The sequence below is a fragment of the Streptantibioticus parmotrematis genome, from assembly GCF_019890615.1.
Classification (GTDB): domain Bacteria; phylum Actinomycetota; class Actinomycetes; order Streptomycetales; family Streptomycetaceae; genus Streptantibioticus_D; species Streptantibioticus_D parmotrematis.
Genome location: NZ_JAINVZ010000001.1, coordinates 444389 through 462092 on the forward strand (window position 1 = coordinate 444389; position 17704 = coordinate 462092).

At 69.3% G+C, this 17704-nt stretch carries 14 protein-coding genes; 12 read left to right on the forward strand and 2 right to left on the reverse strand.

The genetic code is table 11. The features are described from left to right. The first annotated feature begins 250 nt into the window (after positions 1 to 250). From K7472_RS02060 to K7472_RS02100, 9 genes are all read left to right on the forward strand, one after another. Positions 251 to 718, forward strand: coding sequence for a hypothetical protein (locus tag K7472_RS02060; protein ID WP_252394918.1), 468 nt, complete (start codon positions 251 to 253; stop codon positions 716 to 718). Then, on the forward strand, positions 715 to 1032 hold the full coding sequence (locus tag K7472_RS02065; RefSeq protein ID WP_222973315.1) for a winged helix-turn-helix domain-containing protein: 318 nt from the start codon (positions 715 to 717) through the stop codon (positions 1030 to 1032). The genes K7472_RS02060 and K7472_RS02065 overlap by 4 nt, the downstream gene beginning before the upstream one ends. 658 nt (positions 1033 to 1690) lie before the next feature. Then, a complete protein-coding gene (locus tag K7472_RS02070) occupies positions 1691 to 2053 on the forward strand; it encodes a hypothetical protein (protein WP_222973316.1) in 363 nt (120 codons plus the stop codon). A gap of 223 nt (positions 2054 to 2276) precedes the next feature. After that, positions 2277 to 3017, forward strand: a complete 741-nt coding sequence (locus K7472_RS02075) for a class I SAM-dependent DNA methyltransferase (protein WP_222973318.1) — start codon at positions 2277 to 2279, stop codon at positions 3015 to 3017. A 595-nt stretch (positions 3018 to 3612) separates the two neighbouring features. Continuing rightward, positions 3613 to 4608 carry an ABC transporter ATP-binding protein gene (locus K7472_RS02080; RefSeq protein ID WP_222973319.1) on the forward strand — a complete coding sequence of 332 codons (996 nt, stop codon included), beginning with the start codon at positions 3613 to 3615 and terminating at the stop codon, positions 4606 to 4608. Next, positions 4605 to 5405, forward strand: a complete 801-nt coding sequence (locus K7472_RS02085) for an ABC transporter permease (RefSeq protein ID WP_222973320.1) — start codon at positions 4605 to 4607, stop codon at positions 5403 to 5405. Before K7472_RS02080 ends, K7472_RS02085 begins: the two co-directional genes overlap by 4 nt. 296 nt (positions 5406 to 5701) lie before the next feature. Next, positions 5702 to 7114 (forward strand): family 2B encapsulin nanocompartment shell protein, encoded by a 1413-nt coding sequence (locus K7472_RS02090; protein WP_222973321.1) that lies wholly within the window; start codon positions 5702 to 5704, stop codon positions 7112 to 7114. Positions 7115 to 7340: 226 nt separating this feature from the next. Beyond that, a complete protein-coding gene (locus tag K7472_RS02095) occupies positions 7341 to 8633 on the forward strand; it encodes a family 2 encapsulin nanocompartment cargo protein terpene cyclase (RefSeq protein ID WP_252395003.1) in 1293 nt (430 codons plus the stop codon). A 12-nt stretch (positions 8634 to 8645) separates the two neighbouring features. After that, entirely contained in the window at positions 8646 to 9524 is an 879-nt protein-coding gene (locus tag K7472_RS02100; protein ID WP_222973323.1) for a geranyl diphosphate 2-C-methyltransferase, read from the forward strand. 66 nt (positions 9525 to 9590) lie between these two features. On the opposite strand, the gene K7472_RS02105 is transcribed toward K7472_RS02100, so the two are convergent. Further along, positions 9591 to 11486 (reverse strand): N-acetylmuramoyl-L-alanine amidase, encoded by a 1896-nt coding sequence (locus K7472_RS02105; RefSeq protein ID WP_308013726.1) that lies wholly within the window; start codon positions 11484 to 11486, stop codon positions 9591 to 9593. A gap of 534 nt (positions 11487 to 12020) precedes the next feature. Between K7472_RS02105 and K7472_RS02110 the strand changes: the two genes are divergently transcribed. After that, positions 12021 to 12989 carry an SMP-30/gluconolactonase/LRE family protein gene (locus tag K7472_RS02110; RefSeq protein WP_222973327.1) on the forward strand — a complete coding sequence of 323 codons (969 nt, stop codon included), beginning with the start codon at positions 12021 to 12023 and terminating at the stop codon, positions 12987 to 12989. A 28-nt stretch (positions 12990 to 13017) separates the two neighbouring features. Here the strand turns inward: K7472_RS02110 and K7472_RS02115 are convergent, their stop codons facing one another. Beyond that, complete coding sequence (locus tag K7472_RS02115; protein WP_222973328.1) at positions 13018 to 13755, reverse strand: flavodoxin family protein; 738 nt, start codon at positions 13753 to 13755, stop codon at positions 13018 to 13020. Between the two features lie 1261 nt (positions 13756 to 15016). On the opposite strand from K7472_RS02115, the gene K7472_RS02120 reads away from it, so the two are divergent. Continuing rightward, positions 15017 to 16225, forward strand: a complete 1209-nt coding sequence (locus K7472_RS02120; protein WP_222973329.1) for a cytochrome P450 — start codon at positions 15017 to 15019, stop codon at positions 16223 to 16225. A gap of 97 nt (positions 16226 to 16322) precedes the next feature. Further along, positions 16323 to 17675 (forward strand): serine hydrolase domain-containing protein, encoded by a 1353-nt coding sequence (locus K7472_RS02125; protein WP_222973330.1) that lies wholly within the window; start codon positions 16323 to 16325, stop codon positions 17673 to 17675. Positions 17676 to 17704 lie beyond the last annotated feature (29 nt).

The window sequence follows — 17704 nt, forward strand, 5'->3', positions numbered from 1 at the left end:
GCAACGGTGAGCCGGGCCGCCCGGCTCGATCGGCTCTCGGGTCGTGGCGTCCGTCGACCGAATCGCAGTCGGCGCGGCGGTCCTCGCCCGCAGGAGGATGCCTGCTGGATCTTCTGATGGGTGACGGACCCTCGTGCCCTCCATCGCCCTTCAACGGCCGTGCGCGGGCCGATTCCTCGGATCCGCATCCACCCTTGACTTTCCTGTTGGGAAAGAGGAGCGTTACTTTCCCGACGGGAAAGTGAGGTCTGTGGTGGACAACATCGCTCCGGATCAGGCGCGTACGGCTCTTGACGCGGCTGACCGTGCGCGGCGCCAGGTGGCCGAAGAGGTCGGCCTGCCCCGCGGTTACTGGTGGGCCATGGCAGCTGGCTGGGCCGTGCTGGGTGTGCTCGACGATCTGCTGCCCTCCTGGGTCGCCGTGATCGCGACCTTGTGTTTCGGCGCGGGGCACTCCTTCCTCGCCTCGCGTCTGCTGAGCGGGCGCCGGCGCACTGACCGGCTACAAGTGAGCGCGGCCGTCGCCGGTCACCGCATCCCGCTGGTGGTGGTCGGCATGCTCGTCGGGCTCGTCGCCGTCACCGTCCTCGCGGCGCTCGCGGTGGACGCCGACGGTGCCAGGCATGCCGGAATCTGGGCGGGGCTGCTGGTCGCGGCCGTCGTCGGGTTCGGCGGACCGGAGATCCTGCGCGTACTGCGCCGATGGGTGCGGGCATGACGAAGGCGCGGTTCGACGAACTGATCCATCCCAGCACCCGCTTGTCGCTGGTGGCGACCCTGGCAGCCGCCGACTGGGCCGAGTTCGCCTTCCTCAAGGAACGACTCGACCTGTCCGACTCGGCCCTGTCCAAGCAGCTGACGACACTCGAGGAAGCCGGGTACGTCACGACGGAACGCCGCCTGAGCGGCAACCGCCGCAAACTACGGGCCCGGCTCACCGACACCGGCCGTAACGCCTTCAACGGCCATATCGAGGCGCTGAAAGCAATCGTCGACGGTGCCACAGCACCAGCGGCGGAACCTCCGACGTGAAGCCCCGGCACCGGCGGCCTCGGCCCTTTCTGGGCGCCGAAGCCGCTGGTCGTGCGTAGCGGTGGGTCTGGCACACATGAGGTTCGCGCCAGGAGTTGTCCCGTGACCCCCGAGGTTGAAGATCATGCTGCCTCAGGGTCGGTGTCGATGGCACCGACTGAGCGGAGCGAGCGCCCGAGACCTCCGGTGAGGATCCTGTGGTGCCTGCGCCACCACCACAAGTCGGGGCCGGGCAGGCTGTGGAACTGGCCAAGTTCTTGGCTGCCGTTGACAGCCGCTGTTTGTGCCAATCGTCCAGAGTCTTGATCTGCGGAGGTCCAGAACCCTCTTGCGTTGCACGCGTAAACGCCAACGCCGCGTCCGAGGTCTGAACTCACTGCTGCCTGACGGCGCATCATCCCAATACCCTCGGAGATGTGCCCCTGAACAGCGGCGACGACACACTGTTACTGGACTGCTAAAGCGCGATAAATGGAAGGTTGGCGTCGCGGGAAGGGTGGATATATTCCCGGGAAGCGGTACCAGATAATCGCGACACCTGCGAGTGCCGCTGGCGAATCGGTCTCGCTGCCGAAGCCGTCCGGAAATCGCTGGCCTCATCTGTCGGCTGTCGGACATACTTTTTGTGCGGCAAAGAGCCGCGCCAAGGGAGGGGTTCATGCGTTTCAGCAAGCGTGCAGGGGTAGTTGGTGCTACCGCCGTCCTCGTCGCCGGGCTGACCGTCGTAGCGGGGGGCACCGCAAACGCTTCGTCGCCCTGCGACTACGTGGCAACAGCGAACAACTCGGACACGACTACAAAACTCATGGCGGGCAGTAACCTTTTTATAGAGCCGTCGGAGGATTGCACGGCCATCGCAAGCTACCGTCAGGGTTCCACCTTCTACGCATGGTGCGCAGTGTCCAACTACTACGGGAATCAGTGGGTTTACGGCCGCCTGGCCGGCGAGGACACCAAGGGCTGGGTCAGCATCAGTGTTCTGGGCTGGGTGAGCGGCCCTAAGAGCATCGCGCACTGCTGATCCGGTACCCGGAACACTGGCAGTATCGAAGGCGACTGAGGGGAGACAGCCAGTCGGGCTGTCTCCCCTCAGTCACAATTCGTCGGGCGTATTTGTACACCAGAACTGCCGACCAAAGGCGATGGCGTTCACCAGGCAACTCATCCGGCAGACGGGACGATGTGCAGCTGGTGCAAGATAAACGCGTCGACAACGCCCCTCCGGCCCGGCACAGTGGACACCCGTGACGAGCAGTGAGCTGTGGACCCGTGGGACTGCCGAACGCTACGACGCGGAGACGACCGAGGTGTCCTCGGACGCCGTTCTCGGACCGACTCTCGCCTTCCTCTCCGAACTGGCCGGAGACGGCCGGGCATTGGAGTTCGCCATCGGGACGGGACGAGTGGGCGTCCCGCTCCGGGAACGTGGCGTACCGGTGGCAGGCATCGAACTGTCCGAGCACATGGCAGCGGTCCTGCGGCGCAAGATCGACGAGGACACGCTCCCGGTGGTCATCGGGGACATGGCCACCACCGTCGTCCCCGGCGAGTTCACCCTGGTCTATCTCGTCTACAACACCATCACGAATCTGCTCACGCAGGACGAGCAGGTCGAGTGCTTCCGCAACGCCGCACGTCATCTGGGGCCCGGCGGCCGATTCGTCATCGAACTGGGCGTGCCGCCGCTGCGGTTGCTGCCGCCCGGCCAGGTCGCCGTGCCGTTCGACGTCTCCGAGCGGCATCTCGGTTTCGACACCTTCGACCTCGTCGACCAGATTCTCGTCTCTCATCATTTCACCCGCGACGGCGACGACGGCCGCTTCCGCCGAGGCAACTCCCGGCACCGGTACGCCTGGCCCGCGGAGCTCGACCTGATGGCACGGATCGCCGGGCTCGAGTGGGAACGTCGCGTCGCGGACTGGGACGGGACGCCGTTCACCCAGGACTCCGTGAAGCACATCTCCGTGTGGCGCAAGCCGACCTGAGAACGGCCACCGGGCCCCGCAGCTGCTGGTAGACGTGCAGCGGGCCACGCGAGCAGGCTCGCCGTCGCCCACTGCGCGGCGGCGAGCCCGTGTGGCATGCGGCGTGGGTTGCGCCGGGGCCCGACCCCTGATGACGGCAGTAAGCAACTCGGCAATGGAAAACCGTACTTGAGCGAGGGAAGAGCGCTCGGTGCGCAGCGGCGCGGTGATGGTCATGCCGCCGAAGACGAGCTCGGCCACGACGATACCGGCGTCGTCGGACAGACACCGCGGTCCGCCTACGCCGGGATGGTCGCCGAATCCTCCGGGCATCGTCACCGGACTGGGCCGCCTGGCCCCCGCGCTCGCCGATGGCGCCGAGTTCGACGGGGAACACCTCGCTGACGTCCTCCTCGCGCGCCCGGGGGCCATCACCCGCGCGCCCGGGCGCCATCAGCGGTGCCGACGGCGACATCGCCACGGGCATCGCCGCCCTTCCGCCGGAGGCTCCCCGTCGTCCCGTACAGGTCTCGGGTGAACCCGGCCCGGTGCGCGACCCGTCCTGCGTCGGTCCAGGGTCTGGCATGCGAGACATCAAAGTGATATCACTTAAATTGTGGAACGAGAGAGCGCGAATACGCGCGACCAGGCACCGCCCTCCGGGCCCGCGATCGTCGTCGAAGGACTGACCAAGCGCTTCGGCGGGCGTACCGCGTTCGCCGACGTCACCTTGTCCGTCGAGTACGGGGAGGTGTTCGGCTTCCTCGGGCCGAACGGGGCCGGGAAGAGCACCACCGTCAGGACGCTCGGCACCCTGCTCGCCCCCACCTCCGGGTCCGCGACGGTGGCCGGCCTGCCCCTGCACCCCGCCAACAGCGGCGAGATCCGCCGACGGATCGCCGTCATGCCCGAATCACCCGGCCTGTACCCGCGCCTCAGCGTCGCCGAGAACCTCGACTTCTTCGCAGGGCTCTACGAGCTCGACCATCGGCGAAGCCGCATCGAGCGCAGCCTGCGCGCCGTCAACCTGCTCGACCGCGCCGACGACCCGTGCCGCTCGCTCTCCAAGGGCCTGCGCCAGCGGGTCGGCCTTGCCCGTGCGCTGTTGAGCGACCCCCGCATCCTGTTCCTGGACGAGCCGACCTCCGGCCTGGACCCGCTGGCCGCCCACGACGTCCACGAGCTCATCGACGGCCTGCGCAAGCGTGGCGTCACCATCTTCCTCACCACGCATCGCCTCGCCGAAGCCGAGGCACTGTGCGACCGCGTCGGCATCCTGAACACCACCCTGCGCACCATCGGCCGCCCCGACGACCTGCGCGAGCGCCTGTTCGCCAAGACCCTCGAGGTCTCGACCCGAGCGCCGCTCACCGAGCCCGACAGCGTCTTCGCCGACCTGCCCGGAGTGGACGGCTGGCGCCGGGGCGACGACGCGGGGGAGCACACCACCTACGTGCTGACCATCACCGACGCGGACCTGGCGGCCCCCGCCGTCGCACGCGCCGTGGTCACCGGCGGCGCCGACCTGCTCACCCTGAACCCCTCACGCCACTCACTCCAGGAGGTCTACCTCCAACTGGTCAACGAGGACGTGGAGGCACAGGCGCGATGACGAAGATGACGAAGATGACGAACCAGGTACGGCCGCAGCAGCCCACCGAACGGGCCACGGGCCGGCTCAGCCGGACCAGGATCCTGGCCCTGGTGCGCAAGGAGCTGAACGACTTCCGGCGCAACCGCCTCATCGCCACCACGATGGCGGTGATGCCGCTGCTGTTCATGATCGAACCGGTGATCACCGTCTTCAAACTTCCCGCGAACGCCCCGGCGTCCAGGCTCGACGCCCTGGTCGGCGTCGCGACACTGGAGCTGATGCTGATCCCGGCACTCGTCCCGGCGGTCGTCGCCTCGTACGCGGTGGTCGGCGAACGGGAGCAGGGCACACTCGAGCCGGTCCTGACGACCCCGATCCGCCCGTCCGAGTTCCTGCTCGGCAAGGCCCTGGCGGTCTTCCTGCCGGCGCTGGGGGTCGCCTACACGATGTACGGGGTCTTCCTCGCCGCTGTCGGGCTCTTCGCGCACGCGAACGTGGCGCACGACATCTTCGAAGTCCCCAGGATCGTCGCCCAACTGCTGTTCACGCCCTTGCTGGCACTCTGGTCGATCTGGGCCGCCATCGCCGTGTCCACCCGTGCCGGTGACGTCCGCGTCGCCCAGCAACTCAGTTCGCTCGCCAGCCTGCCACCGCTCGCGGTGACGGCGCTGGTCGGTTTCGACGTCGTCAAACCCACCACCACCGTCGCCGTGGTCATCGGTGCCGCACTGCTGCTCGTCGACACGGTCGCCTGGCGCCTGGTGTCCGCCTTCTTCCACAGCGAACGCCTCGTCACCGGTGCCAAGCCGGCATGAGAGCGCGGGGGTTCGGTCTGCGCGAGGTGTCGACCGATTAACTGACCATACCTGGGCTGATAGGTATCGGGAGCGTTCCGGGTGAATCCCGTCAACTCTGATGGTTGATAAGGGATTTGGGGCCCCGCGTCAACCCTTTCGCGGCAAGATCATCCCATCGCGGCAATGTTGTCGGACCATCGAATCAACCTCTCCTCCGGCGGGGAACGATCGTGTGGAGCCTGAGACATCAGGTTGCCCGTCGCTCTGCCAGCCCCGCGCTCATGGACCCACCTCTACGAGGGAGAGTTCGATCGATGACTGTCGAAGCCGACCCGCAAGCGCAGCCGGAGCACCCCCAGCAGACCAGTCTCAGTACGGCTGCTGCCCGCAACCTCGCGACCACGACCAAGTCCGTTCCGCAGATGCAGGAGATCACCTCCCGGTGGCTCCTGCGGCTTCTTCCCTGGGTGGAGACCAGGGGCGGCACGTACCGGGTGAACCGTCGACTGAGCTACACCGTCGGTGACGGACGGGTGGACTTCATCCAGGACGGCGCCCAGGTCCGTGTGATCCCGCGCGAGCTGGGTGAACTGGCCTTCCTCCGTGGCTTCGACGACGAGGAGGTGCTGAAGGCGATCGCCGACCGGTGCGTGCAACGCGACTTCCAGCCCGGGGAGACGCTGGTGGAGGGCGGGACGTCCGCCGACCGGCTCCACCTGATCGCCCACGGGCGGGTACGCCAGACGTCGGTCGGCAAGTTCGGCAACAAGGTGGCCGTCGCGGTCCTCGCCGACGGCGACCGCTTCGGCGACCAGGCGTTGCTGGACGGCGAAGGACAGTGGGAACACACGGCCACCGCCGAGACGGCCGGCACCTTGCTGACCCTCTCCAAGGACGACTTCGACGCCGTGCTGTCCTCGTCACGAGGCCTGCAGGACCACATTCGCAACTTCAGCACCATTCCTCACCAACGGCAGAACCGTCACGGTGAGGCCGAGATCGCCATGTCGTCCGGCCACAGCGGTGAGCCGGAGCTGCCCGGCACGTTCGTCGACTACGACCTGAATCCGCGCGAGTACGAACTGTCGGTGGCCCAGACCGTTCTCCGGATTCACACCCGGGTCGCCGATCTCTACAACGATCCGATGGACCAGACCGAGCAGCAGTTGCGGCTCACCATCGAGGCGTTGCGCGAACGCCAGGAGTACGAGCTGCTGAACAACCGGGACTTCGGCCTGCTGCACAACGCCGACTTCAAACAGCGCATCCAGACCCACTCCGGCCCGCCCACCCCCGACGACCTCGACGAGCTGCTGTGCCGTCGCCGCGGCTCGCAGTACTTCCTCGCCCACCCCCGTGCCATCGCCGCGGTCGGCAGGGAGTTCAACGCCCGCGGTCTCTACCCGACCCACGTCGACCTCGGCGGTCAACAGGTCCCGGCGTGGCGGGGGGTGCCCATCCTGCCGTGCAACAAGATCCCCATCACCGCGGACAACACCAGCTCGATCCTGGTCATGCGTACCGGCGAGGACAACCAGGGTGTGATCGGACTCCGGCAGACCGGTCTGCCGGACGAGTACGAACCGGGCCTGTCGGTGCGCTTCATGAACATCAACGAACGGTCGATCATCTCCTACCTGGTGTCCACCTACTACTCCGCGGCCATCCTCGTCCCGGACGCACTGGGCGTGCTGGAGAATGTGCAGATCGGCCGCAAGGGCGACTGACGCGCTCCTGCCGTGACCAGGAGACGGGCCCGTCGGCCGACCCGGACCGGTTCCACCCGGTCGGCCCCGGCCCGGCAGCCACTTGCCACGTCAAGGAGCCACCATGTCCTCCTCCGAGCCCCCACCCCTGGCCGAGCACCCGCCGGGGACCGCTTCCCATCCCGCGCCAACACATCCCGTGTGCAGGCCTGTTCGGGTCGACGAACCCACGGCGGCGACCGGGGGCCTGCCCCACGCCCCTGCGCTGTCGTCGCCCCGCCCGGCCCTTCCCAGCAGCATTCCCGGTGACGCGGCGGTGACCGGTCCCAAGGCGGAGCGTCTCCTGAGCGGCCCGAAAGGCCTGGGCACCACAGGGGTCCACCCGCGGCGGCCCGGAAAGCCCGTGAACCCGCTCGGCCCCCCGAACCCGGCCCTTCCCAGCGGCATCCCCGGTGACGTACCGGTGACCGGTCCCGAGGCGCAACAGCTCCTGGGCGGCCCGAAGGGCCTGGGCACGGCCAGTGCCTACCCGCAGCGGCCCCGGAAGGCCGCGGACCCGGTGGGCAACCCGGTCCCCGGCTTGTACTACCACCCGGTGCCGGAGCCCGACCCGGTGCGGGTGGCGGAGGTCGACCGCAGGATCAAAGCCTGGGCGATGGACGAGGTCGACCTGTACCCCGAGGAGTGGGAGGAGCAGTTCGACGGCTTCTTCGTCGGACGCTACATGGTCGCCTGCCACCCCGACGCACCCACGATCGACCACCTCATGGTCGCCGCACGCCTGATGGTCGCCGAGAACGCCGTCGACGACTGCTACTGCGAGGATCACGGGGGCTCGCCCATCGGCCTGGGGGGACGCCTCCTGCTCGCGCACACCGCCCTCGACCCGCTGCACACCGCGGAGGAATACCAGTCGGCGTGGGCGCGGTCGCTCCAGTCCGACGCCCCCCGCAGGGCCTACCGGTCCGCCATGAAGTACTTCCTCGACTGGGCCGGTCCCTCCCAGGCCGACCGCTACCGGCACGACATGGCCCGCCTGCACATGGGATATCTCGCCGAGGCCGCGTGGACACAGACCGAGTACGTTCCCGAGGTGTGGGAATACCTGGCGATGCGCCAGTTCAACAACTTCCGTCCCTGTCCCACCATCACCGACACCGTCGGCGGCTACGAACTGCCCGCGGACCTCCAGGCTCAACCCGCCGTCCAGCGGATCATCGCGCTCGCAGGAAACGCCACCACCCTCGTCAACGACCTGTACTCCTACACCAAGGAGCTCGCCAGCCCCGGCAACCACCTGAACCTCCCGGTGGTGATCGCCGAACGTGAGGCGCTGTCCGAGCGCGATGCCTACCTGAAGGCCGTCGAGATCCACAACAACCTGATGCACGCCTTCGAGGCCGAGGTCGCGGCACTGACCACCGCCCACGCGCTGCCGAACCTGCTGCGCTTCCTCCGGGGCGTCGCCGTGTGGGTGGACGGCAACCACTACTGGCACCAGACCAACACCTACCGCTACAGCCTGCCCGACTTCTGGTGAATGGAGAAGCCTATGATCGGCACCGGCTCCACCTCCACGTCAGCCCCGTCCATCCCGCGCCCGCAGACGCCGTACCAGGGGGACATCGCCCGTTACTGGGACGGTGAGGCCCGACCGGTCAACCTGCGTCTCGGCGATGTCGACGGCCTGTACCACCACCACTACGGCATCGGCGACGTCGACCACGCCGCCGTCGGCGCGAGCGACGACGCGCGGCACGAGGAGCGGCTGATCGCCGAGCTCCACCGGCTGGAGTCGGCCCAGGCCGACTGCCTCCTCGACCACCTGGGTCCCATCGGGCGCGATGACACCCTCGTGGACGCCGGCTGCGGACGCGGCGGTTCGATGGTCATGGCCCACCAGCGCTTCGGGTGCGCCGTCGAAGGCCTCACCCTGTCGGCGAAGCAGGCCGACTTCGCCAACTCACGCGCCGAGGACCTCGGCATCGCCGACCACGTCCACGCTCGCGTGTGCAACATGCTTCACATGCCCTTCGACACCGGGCAGATCGCCGCCTCGTGGAACAACGAGTCGAGTATGTATGTCGACTTGAACGACCTGTTCGCCGAGCACGCGCGCGTCCTGGCCATCGGCGGACGGTACGTCACCATCACCGGCTGCTGGAACCCCCGCTACGGCCAACCGTCGAAGTGGGTCTCCCAGATCAACGCGCACTTCGAGTGCAACATCCACTCCCGCCGCGAATACCTGCGCGCCATGGCGGACAACCGGCTCGTTCCCCAAACCGTCATCGACCTGACCGCCGCGACCCTGCCCTACTGGCAACTGCGCGCCACTTCCTCACTCGTGACGGGCATCGAGGACGCCTTCCTCAACTCCTACCGGGACGGCTCGTTCCAGTACCTCCTCATCGCCGCCGACCGCATCTGACCCACGAAAGGCGAAGACGGTGGCCGCGCCCGGTCTCCCGAGCGCGGCCACCGCTTCAGCGTGTCGTCACGGTGCCGACGTGGTGACGTCGGCGGAGTCGACGAGGGCGAGCCGGTGGCCGTACTGGATGGTGTAGTACGACTCGGTGCCCTTGACGACGGTGTCCGGCGGGTTGTGGAAGAAGTCGTCGGCCGGGGACGCCGCGGCGGTCGCCACGTACGCCTGCCCGGTGGGGAACTGGTAGTGACTCAAAGGGACTTGGGTGGACGGCGACAGATTGGCCGGGTACTCCGACGCCTTCGGGTAGCCCGACCCGTACAGCGCGACCGTCGAGGTACCGGACGCGGGGCTGACCACCTTCACACAGTGCGCCGGGGTGGTGTTCACACCGTCCGGGTTGTAGATCCAGCCCTCCTTGCCGGAGTACCAGATGGCGGTCCAGTCGCCGGACCGGTCGGCGACCACGAACTGCTGACCGGCCGAGACCGTGCTGCCCCAGTCGCTGATCTCGTCGCTGCCGGCAGCGGAGCCCGAGTGCAGGTAGGGGTCGCTCACCAGCGGGGCCGATGCGTCCGGCGCGGTGCGCACGTACAGGATGCTGGACGCGCCGGTCTGGTCGGTGCAGGTCTTGGTGGAACCGGTGCCGTCGTCGCTGGGACAGACGTTCACCGTCTGCTGGTCGTCGGCGAAGGCGGGGTCGATGGTGATCGGGGAGCCGACCGGGCCCACCCCGTGGGGAGTGGAGTCCACCGGCGCGCCGAGCATGCGCATGAAGCGGTTCCAGTCCCAGTACGGGCCCGGGTCCCAGTGCATGCCCGCCACGTAACCGTCCTGAGGACCGGGCACGTTGTCGTGGCCGATGATGTGCTCGCGGTCCAGCGGGATGTGGTATTCAGCCGCCAGGTAGCGCACCAGGACGGCGGTCGAGCGGTACTGCGCGTCGGTGTACCAGGTGGCGCCCTGCGCGGCGAACCCCTCGTGCTCGATGCCGATGGCGTGCATGTTGAACCAGAAGTTGCCCGCGTGGAACGCCACGTCCTGGTTCGGCACCGACTGGGTGACTGCGCCGTCCGCGGAACGGATCACGTAGTTGGCCGCGTCGCCGCCCGGGCTCTGGAAGCTGTCGATGGCTGCCTGGTAGGACGACTCGGTGTCGTGGATGACGATGTACCGGATGTCGACCCCGTCCGCCGGCCGGTTCGCGACCTGGTAGTTGGCGGTGTTCGCGGGGGCGAACTGGCAGTCCAGCCGCGCGGGACACTGCGCCTGGGGGTCCGGCTGCGTGTCGTTCAGGTGCAACGCGGTGATCTGCGAGGTACGGGGCTGGACCGCGGAGTCGGCCGACAGCTTCATCCGCTGCCCTCCGGGGGTGGCGGAAGCGCCGTGCCGCACGTCCTGGAAGACCGCGTCCGCGAAGGAACGGGCTGCCGCCGCACCGGTGGACTGGCTGTAGCGGGCGACCGCGCCGTACCACTGGCCGGGATCGGACGGCGTGCCCCCGCCGGTGATCTTCTTCTCGTACGACGCGAGCAGCGCGGCGCCGGCCCGGATGTTCTGCCGGTCGTCGTCGCGCACCTGCGAGGCGGGCGCGCCGATGAGGGCGGCAGCGGTGGTGAGGGTGTGCATCGCGGGGTTCGCCGAGACCGAGGCGAGTTCGTGCCGCCCCGCTTCCCCCGCGCTGCCGCCCGCGACCATCCGCGGGGTGACGTCCGCGAGGTTCATCACCCCGTATCCGCCGTCAGAACTGTAGCGCCCGCTGTGCGAGACCCACTGGGACTCCTCGTAGGAGACGCCGAGCAGCACCGGCGCGGGAACGTGGAACTCCCCGGCCGCGGCGACGAAGTCCTGCTGCTGGGCGCCGGACAGGGCGGCCGCCGGACTGGCCTGGGCGCCGGAGCCGGCGAACAGTGTGCCGCCGACGGCGAGAAGCGCGGCCGCGCCCCCGGCGACCGTCGTCACCACCTTGTTCCGTCTCCGCCGATGGGAAGCGTGTGGAGCCATGGGCGTTCTCCTGAGGGATTGTGCTGGGGAACTCCGGCTGAAGTGTGCCGAGTTGAACGGCTGCCGAAGTCCGCCACGTGTGTGATGCGCATGCTACTTTCCCGTCACGAGGCGCCACGCCGGGAGGATTCGTCCACGGAGACCCCGGCCCGCGACTTGACGCCGGTGACCCTGGCAAGAGGGGCATCCGGTGAACTGGTGGCGTGAGCCACCTCGTGGGCGCCGAACCCGCAGGTGAGACGGTCGTCGGCGACTCCGGCGGGGCGCTCGGGGTTTGCGCGACGAACGCCGTGGAGCGGGTCCGGAGCGAGGAGCCGCGGCTGACCGGCGAGTGCGGTCCCCGGACGTCAGCGGTCCAGGAGGGTACGGGAATCTGCCCCGGCGAACGGGATCACCGACCACCACACCCATCACGGAGGCGACCCTTCGGGCAAGGTCGGCGACCTTCCGCCGAACCCTGGCAGGATGGGCGACCCGACTCCGGAAGGGCAGCCCATGGAGCGACCCACCCCGTCCACTCCACTCGTCCCGCTGCACTACGTCCACCTGGGCTCCCGCGGCCCCGAGGACGTGGTGGCCGACCCGCACGGACGCGTGCTGACCGGCACGGCCGACGGCCGTGTCCTCCGCCTCCACCACCTCGGCGATCCCGGCTCGGCCCGGGTGGAGACCCTGGCGCAGACCGGCGGCCGGCCCCTCGGGCTCGAACTCCTGCCCGACGGTGACCTCTTGGTATGCGATGCCGAACGTGGGCTCCTGTGCGTCGGCGTGGACGACGGCAGCGTCCGCGTCCTCGCGGACCGGGCGGGGGGAGAGCGGCTCGGTTTCTGCAGCAACGCCGTCGCCCTGCCCGACGGCACCGTGTACTTCACCGTCTCCAGCCGCCGCCATCCCCTCGACCGGTGGATCGGGGACATCGTCGAACACACCGGCACCGGCTGCCTGCTGCGGCTCCCGGCGGAGGGCGGTGAGCCCGAAGTCCTCCTGGACGGCCTCCAGTTCGCCAACGGACTCGCCCTGAGCGCCGACGGCTCGTTCCTCGTCGTCGCCGAGACCGGCGCCTGCCGCCTCACCCGCTACCACGTCACCGGCGCCCGCGCCGGACACGCCGAACCGTTCGCCACGCTGCCCGGCATGCCCGACAACCTCTGGCGGGCGGGCCCGGACGGGCCGATCTGGGTGGCGCTGGCCAGTCCGCGCCTTCCCGCCCTCGACCTGCTGCACCGCGCCTCACCCGCGGTCCGCCGCGCCGCGGCGCGGGTCGCCGTGCGGGCGCCGTACCGCCCGGCGGGAACGATCGGTGTGCTCGCCCTCGACGACCACGGCCGCGTCCTCCACCACCTGCGCCGCCGACGCTCCGGCTATCGCATGGTCACCAGCGTCTGCACGACCGGCGAACACCTGATCCTGGGCAGCGAGCGGGAGCCCGGCGTCGCCGTCTGCGCGCGACCGCAGCCCCGATGAGCGCGGTCGCGACGGCCGCGCGCCGAGGCTACCGGTGCTCCGGATTCGCGGAGTCGTGACGACAGCCGGCATCCCAGACGGTGCGCTGGTTTCCGTGAGTGGGGATGCCACCGGCGTCCTTGAGCATGCGGGCGAGGTGCAGAAGGTTCCATGTCATGAACGTCGTGTTGCGCTTCGTGAACTCGTTGTCCGGCCCGCCCGATCCGGGGTCGAGGTAGGAGGGACCCGGCCCGGCCTCGCCGATCCAGCCCGCGTCGGCCTGCGGCGGAATGACGCAGCCGAGGTGCTGAAGGCTGTAGAGGACGTTCATGGCGCAGTGCTTGACGCCGTCCTCGTTCCCGGTGATCAGACATCCGCCGACCCGGCCGTAGTACGCGTACTGCCCCGCCTCGTTGAGAAGGCTGGAGCAGGCGTACAGGCGCTCGATCACGCGCTTGGCCACCGAGCTGTTGTCGCCCAGCCAGATCGGTCCGGCCAGTACCAGGATGTCGGCGGCCAGGACCTTCCGGAACAGCTCGGGCCAGGCGTCGCCCGGCCAGCCGTGTTCCGTCATGTCCGGCCAGACACCGGTGGCGATGTCGTGGTCGACGGCCCGTACGACGTCGACGTGCACGCCTTGATCCTGCATGATGCCCACGCTGCGGTCGATGAGTCCCTGGGTGTTGCTGCGTTCCGGCGAGCGTTTCAGCGTGCAGTTGAACACCAGAGCGCGCAGGTCGTCGTAGTGCGCGGGAGGCGCGCCGCCGTTCGAAGAAGGGGCCGTCACGAGGGCTCCGTGGGGTCTTTCGCCACCGTGCCGTTCACGGTGGACACACCGTTCATCGTGCTGGCCCGGGCCCTGCCGCCGGTGTCGCGGCGCGACGTGCCGCTTCCCATCACCCCGACGGTCGAGCCGCTTGCCGGGACAGCCCACCGCCCGCCGGACGAGTCGGAGGGCCACGGGGGCGTCGCGACGCGGAGACCGGTAGTGCGTCCCCGGCGTCGTCGGCTCGGGTGTCTGCCGCAAATTCCGTAGCCGAAATGGTCCTTCGGTATGAACCGCTCGCGCAAGATCGATGGTTGGGCCGCCTTTCGGGGGGATGAACTCCCCAGCCGGAAAGCCGATTTCTTTACCAGTTCTTAGTGTTGCGGGGAACGTAAGCGCTTCCTGGGCTTTGAGCTGTGCGATTCGGCATTCGTCGTCACGGCCCGGTCGGATTGCCGGGACTGGCGGCCGGTACGGATGGCGGGGCGTACGCCCCGCTGATCCGGTCGGCCGCGTCGGTCGCATCAGCGGGACGCGTACCGGAACCCCCGCGTGGCCGGAGCCGCCGCGCGCCCGGCACGAAGTGCTGAGCATGTCCGCTGGTCGGGATGGTGGCCGCGTGGCCGGTTCCGCCGCGGAGCGCTGTGTGGCGGATTCTGTTTCATCGTCCGTTCGTTGGGCACACGCGGAGGTGGCGACTCGGCCGGGTCGCCTCGTAAGACGAGTCCCGCTCGGCATTTCCTTCCCCTTCAATCTCGTGGGGTTGCCAGAGGGTGACTCCCCGTGAAGACTGTGGGTGCTTCACCGCTCCACCATTCGAGGTCCTGGGCTTGGTACTGTCCTGATCTCGTGCCGTGCAGTGTCTCGCGCAGTGGCTGCGTGAGAGAGAACCACTGGGGGGATCGCTGTGCACAGGTGCTTTACCGTGCAGGCCGATGTTCGGCGTTACGGCCCTTTGTGGGGCCGAGTCGTGCGCCAGAAGTGTTGAGGCGCGCCTGACGGACGTGGTGAAGCACCTCGATGCACGACGGCCGCGGGTCGATGGTTCCCTGCCTTCGTGCCGTGACCGGTGACGCCGCAGGGACTTCAGAGGTCTTCTCGTCGCGTCCGGGCCACCGAGTACCGGCTTGCTCCCGCAGCACTGCGGCCTCATGAGCGGGCGATCGCGGATCCCCGTCTCCACTGCCTGAAGGCCGCGTTCGCCATGCCCTGCTCCCGGTGCCGCTCGCCGGCCACCGTCGCTGTTCCGCCATGCCCGAGAGCCGCAATCGAAGGAGTGCAGATGACTGCCGATCAACTCGCTGGTGTCCCCGTCCTCTTGGAGGACGTCGCCGACCGTTGGCGCCAGTTACGTGCGGCGGGCCCGATGTCCTACGAGGAGAGCCGGGGGCTGTGGCAGGTCCTGGACCACGAGGCCGTCTCCTCGGTGCTCGCCGATCCCGCCACGTACTCCTCCGATCTGGGGTCCCTCGCTCCGACCCAGGAGGACTTCGAGACCTTCACCCAGGGCAACTTCGTCGGGATGGACCCACCGGAACACCGAAGACTCCGCGCGCTGGTGAGCCAGGCGTTCACCCCGCGAGTGGTGCAGGGTCTGGCACCGCGCATCGAGGCCATCTGCGCACGCCTGCTGGACGCGGTCGCGGACCACGACCGGTTCGACCTGGTCGACGCGCTCGCCTACCCGCTCCCCATCATCGTCATCGCCGAACTGCTCGGTGTGCCGGCCGACGAGCACCGGCTCTTCCAGGAATGGGCGAGCATCCTGTTCAGCGGCGACCAGCTCGGCGAGACGGCCGACATGGCCGACCTGGAACGGGCGCTGGAAGCGATCGCTCCCACCATCCGGGAGATGAACGACTACGTACTGGAGCACATCCGCCGCCGTCGGGCGCATCCGGGGGACGACCTCACCAGCAGGCTGATCGCCGCCGAGGTCGACGGTGTCCACCTGGAGGACCAGCAGATCGTGGGATTCGTCGCCCTGCTGCTGGTGGCGGGACACGTCACCACGACCGCACTGCTGGGCAACGCCGTCGTGACGTTCGACCGCAATCCCGGTGCGGACGCGACGCTTCGCTCCGACCCCGACCTGCTGCCTCGGGCCATCGAGGAGGTGCTGCGCTGGCTGCCCCCCTTCCCCGAGCTGGGGCGCCGCGTCACCCGGCCCGTGGTCCTCGGCGGTCAGGAACTGGCCGCGGACAGCATGCTGATGGTCCACCTCGGTACCGCCAACCGGGATCCGGCCCGCTTCGACGCCCCTGACGTCCTGGACGTGACGCGTCGGCGCAATCCCCATCTGACCTTCGGCCACGGCATCCACTTCTGTTTCGGTGCCCCGCTGGCCCGGCTGGAGGCGCAGATCGCGCTACGCATGCTGCAAGAACGGTTCACCTCCCTGACGGTCCCCTCCTACGAGGACGTCACGTACCAGAACCCGGCCGTCATCATCGGCGTACGCCGGCTGCCGGTCGACGTCGTCAGGCCGTAGTACGGGGCGCGTACGCCCCCGGTCGGCCCCGCTACCGCTCAGCCCGGCCGGCCTTGCCACCCGCACATGAGACCCACACAACGGGAGTTCCCCTCTCATGCCGCACATCACCAGTGCTCTGGTTGCCGAGCGCGCGCCATCCTTGTCGCGCCAGGAACTACAGCACCGTCTCGACACGCTGGCCCGCGACCACCGGGTGCCCGGCGCCCAACTGGTCCTGGACACCGGCTCCCGGATCGTCACCCTGCACACCGGCGTGGCCGACGCCGCGACCGGTGCGCCCTTCACCGCGGACACCGCCGTTCCCCTGGGGTCGCTCACCAAGCCCTACACGGCGGCCCTGGTGATGCTCCTCGCCGACGACGGCGACCTCGACCTGGACGACTCCGCGGCCGACTACCTCCCCGAGCTGCGGGGCGTTCCGGAGGTGACGATCGGCCAGCTGCTCAGTCACACCGGCGGCCTGCCGACCGGGCCCGACTCCGACACCGCCGCCCGGACGACCACGGCCCACTACCTCACGTCCACGTGCACCGCGCGGGACGCGCTGTTCGCGCCGGGGAGCGACTTCTCCTACTCCAACGCCGGTTACGTCGCCGCCGGGCGCCTGGTGGAGTCGGTGACCGGCATGGCGTGGCACGAAGCCGTCAGCGCCCTACTCCTCGAACCCCTGGAAACCGTCCCGGCGTTCCTCGGGTTCTCCGCCCCCGCCGGCCGTCCGGTCGCCGCCGGGCACGCCCTCAACACCGCGACGGGCCAGGTCCGTCCGGTCCGGCAGAACCTCGCGCCGCTGGAGGCACCGGCCGGAGCGCTCCTGGCGAGCGCCACGGACCTGGCCGCGCTGGGCAGCACGCTGGTCGGCCGGACCGCCGCCGTGCCGACCGCCGTCGCCATGGAGATGCGTCTTCCGCAGCCCTCGGCCCACCCGGGCGCGCTGGCGGACGGCTGGGGGCTGGGGCTCGCCCTCTACCGCGAGGGCGAGCACCTGTGGTGCGGCCACGACGGCAACGCCCAGGGCACCTCCTGCCATCTGCGGGCCGACCCGGACAGCGGTGTGGTGGTCGCCTTCACCGGCAACGCCGGTGCCGCGACCGCGATGTGGCGCGATCTCGCGGACGACCTGGCGGCCACGGCCGGTGTGCGGGTCCCCGTCGGCAGCGCGTCGCCGAGCCCGCGGGAGACCGTCGCCCTGCCCGAGTGCGTGGGCACCTACGCCAACGGCCGCACCGAGTACCGCGTCGCCCTCGGACCCGACGGCTCGCCGACGCTGTCCGTGGACGGTGACCTGCCGCTGCCCCTGGTCTGCCACCCCGACCTGACGTGCGACCTGGTCGACCCGGCCACCGGCCTGCGTGAACCCGGCGGCCGGTTCCACCGCGACGCCGTGACCGGTGCGGTCGACCGCGTGCAGATATCCGGGCGCACCGCGCGCCGCACCCAACTCGCCTGAGGCTCGACCCGCAGCACCTCGCCCCCTCG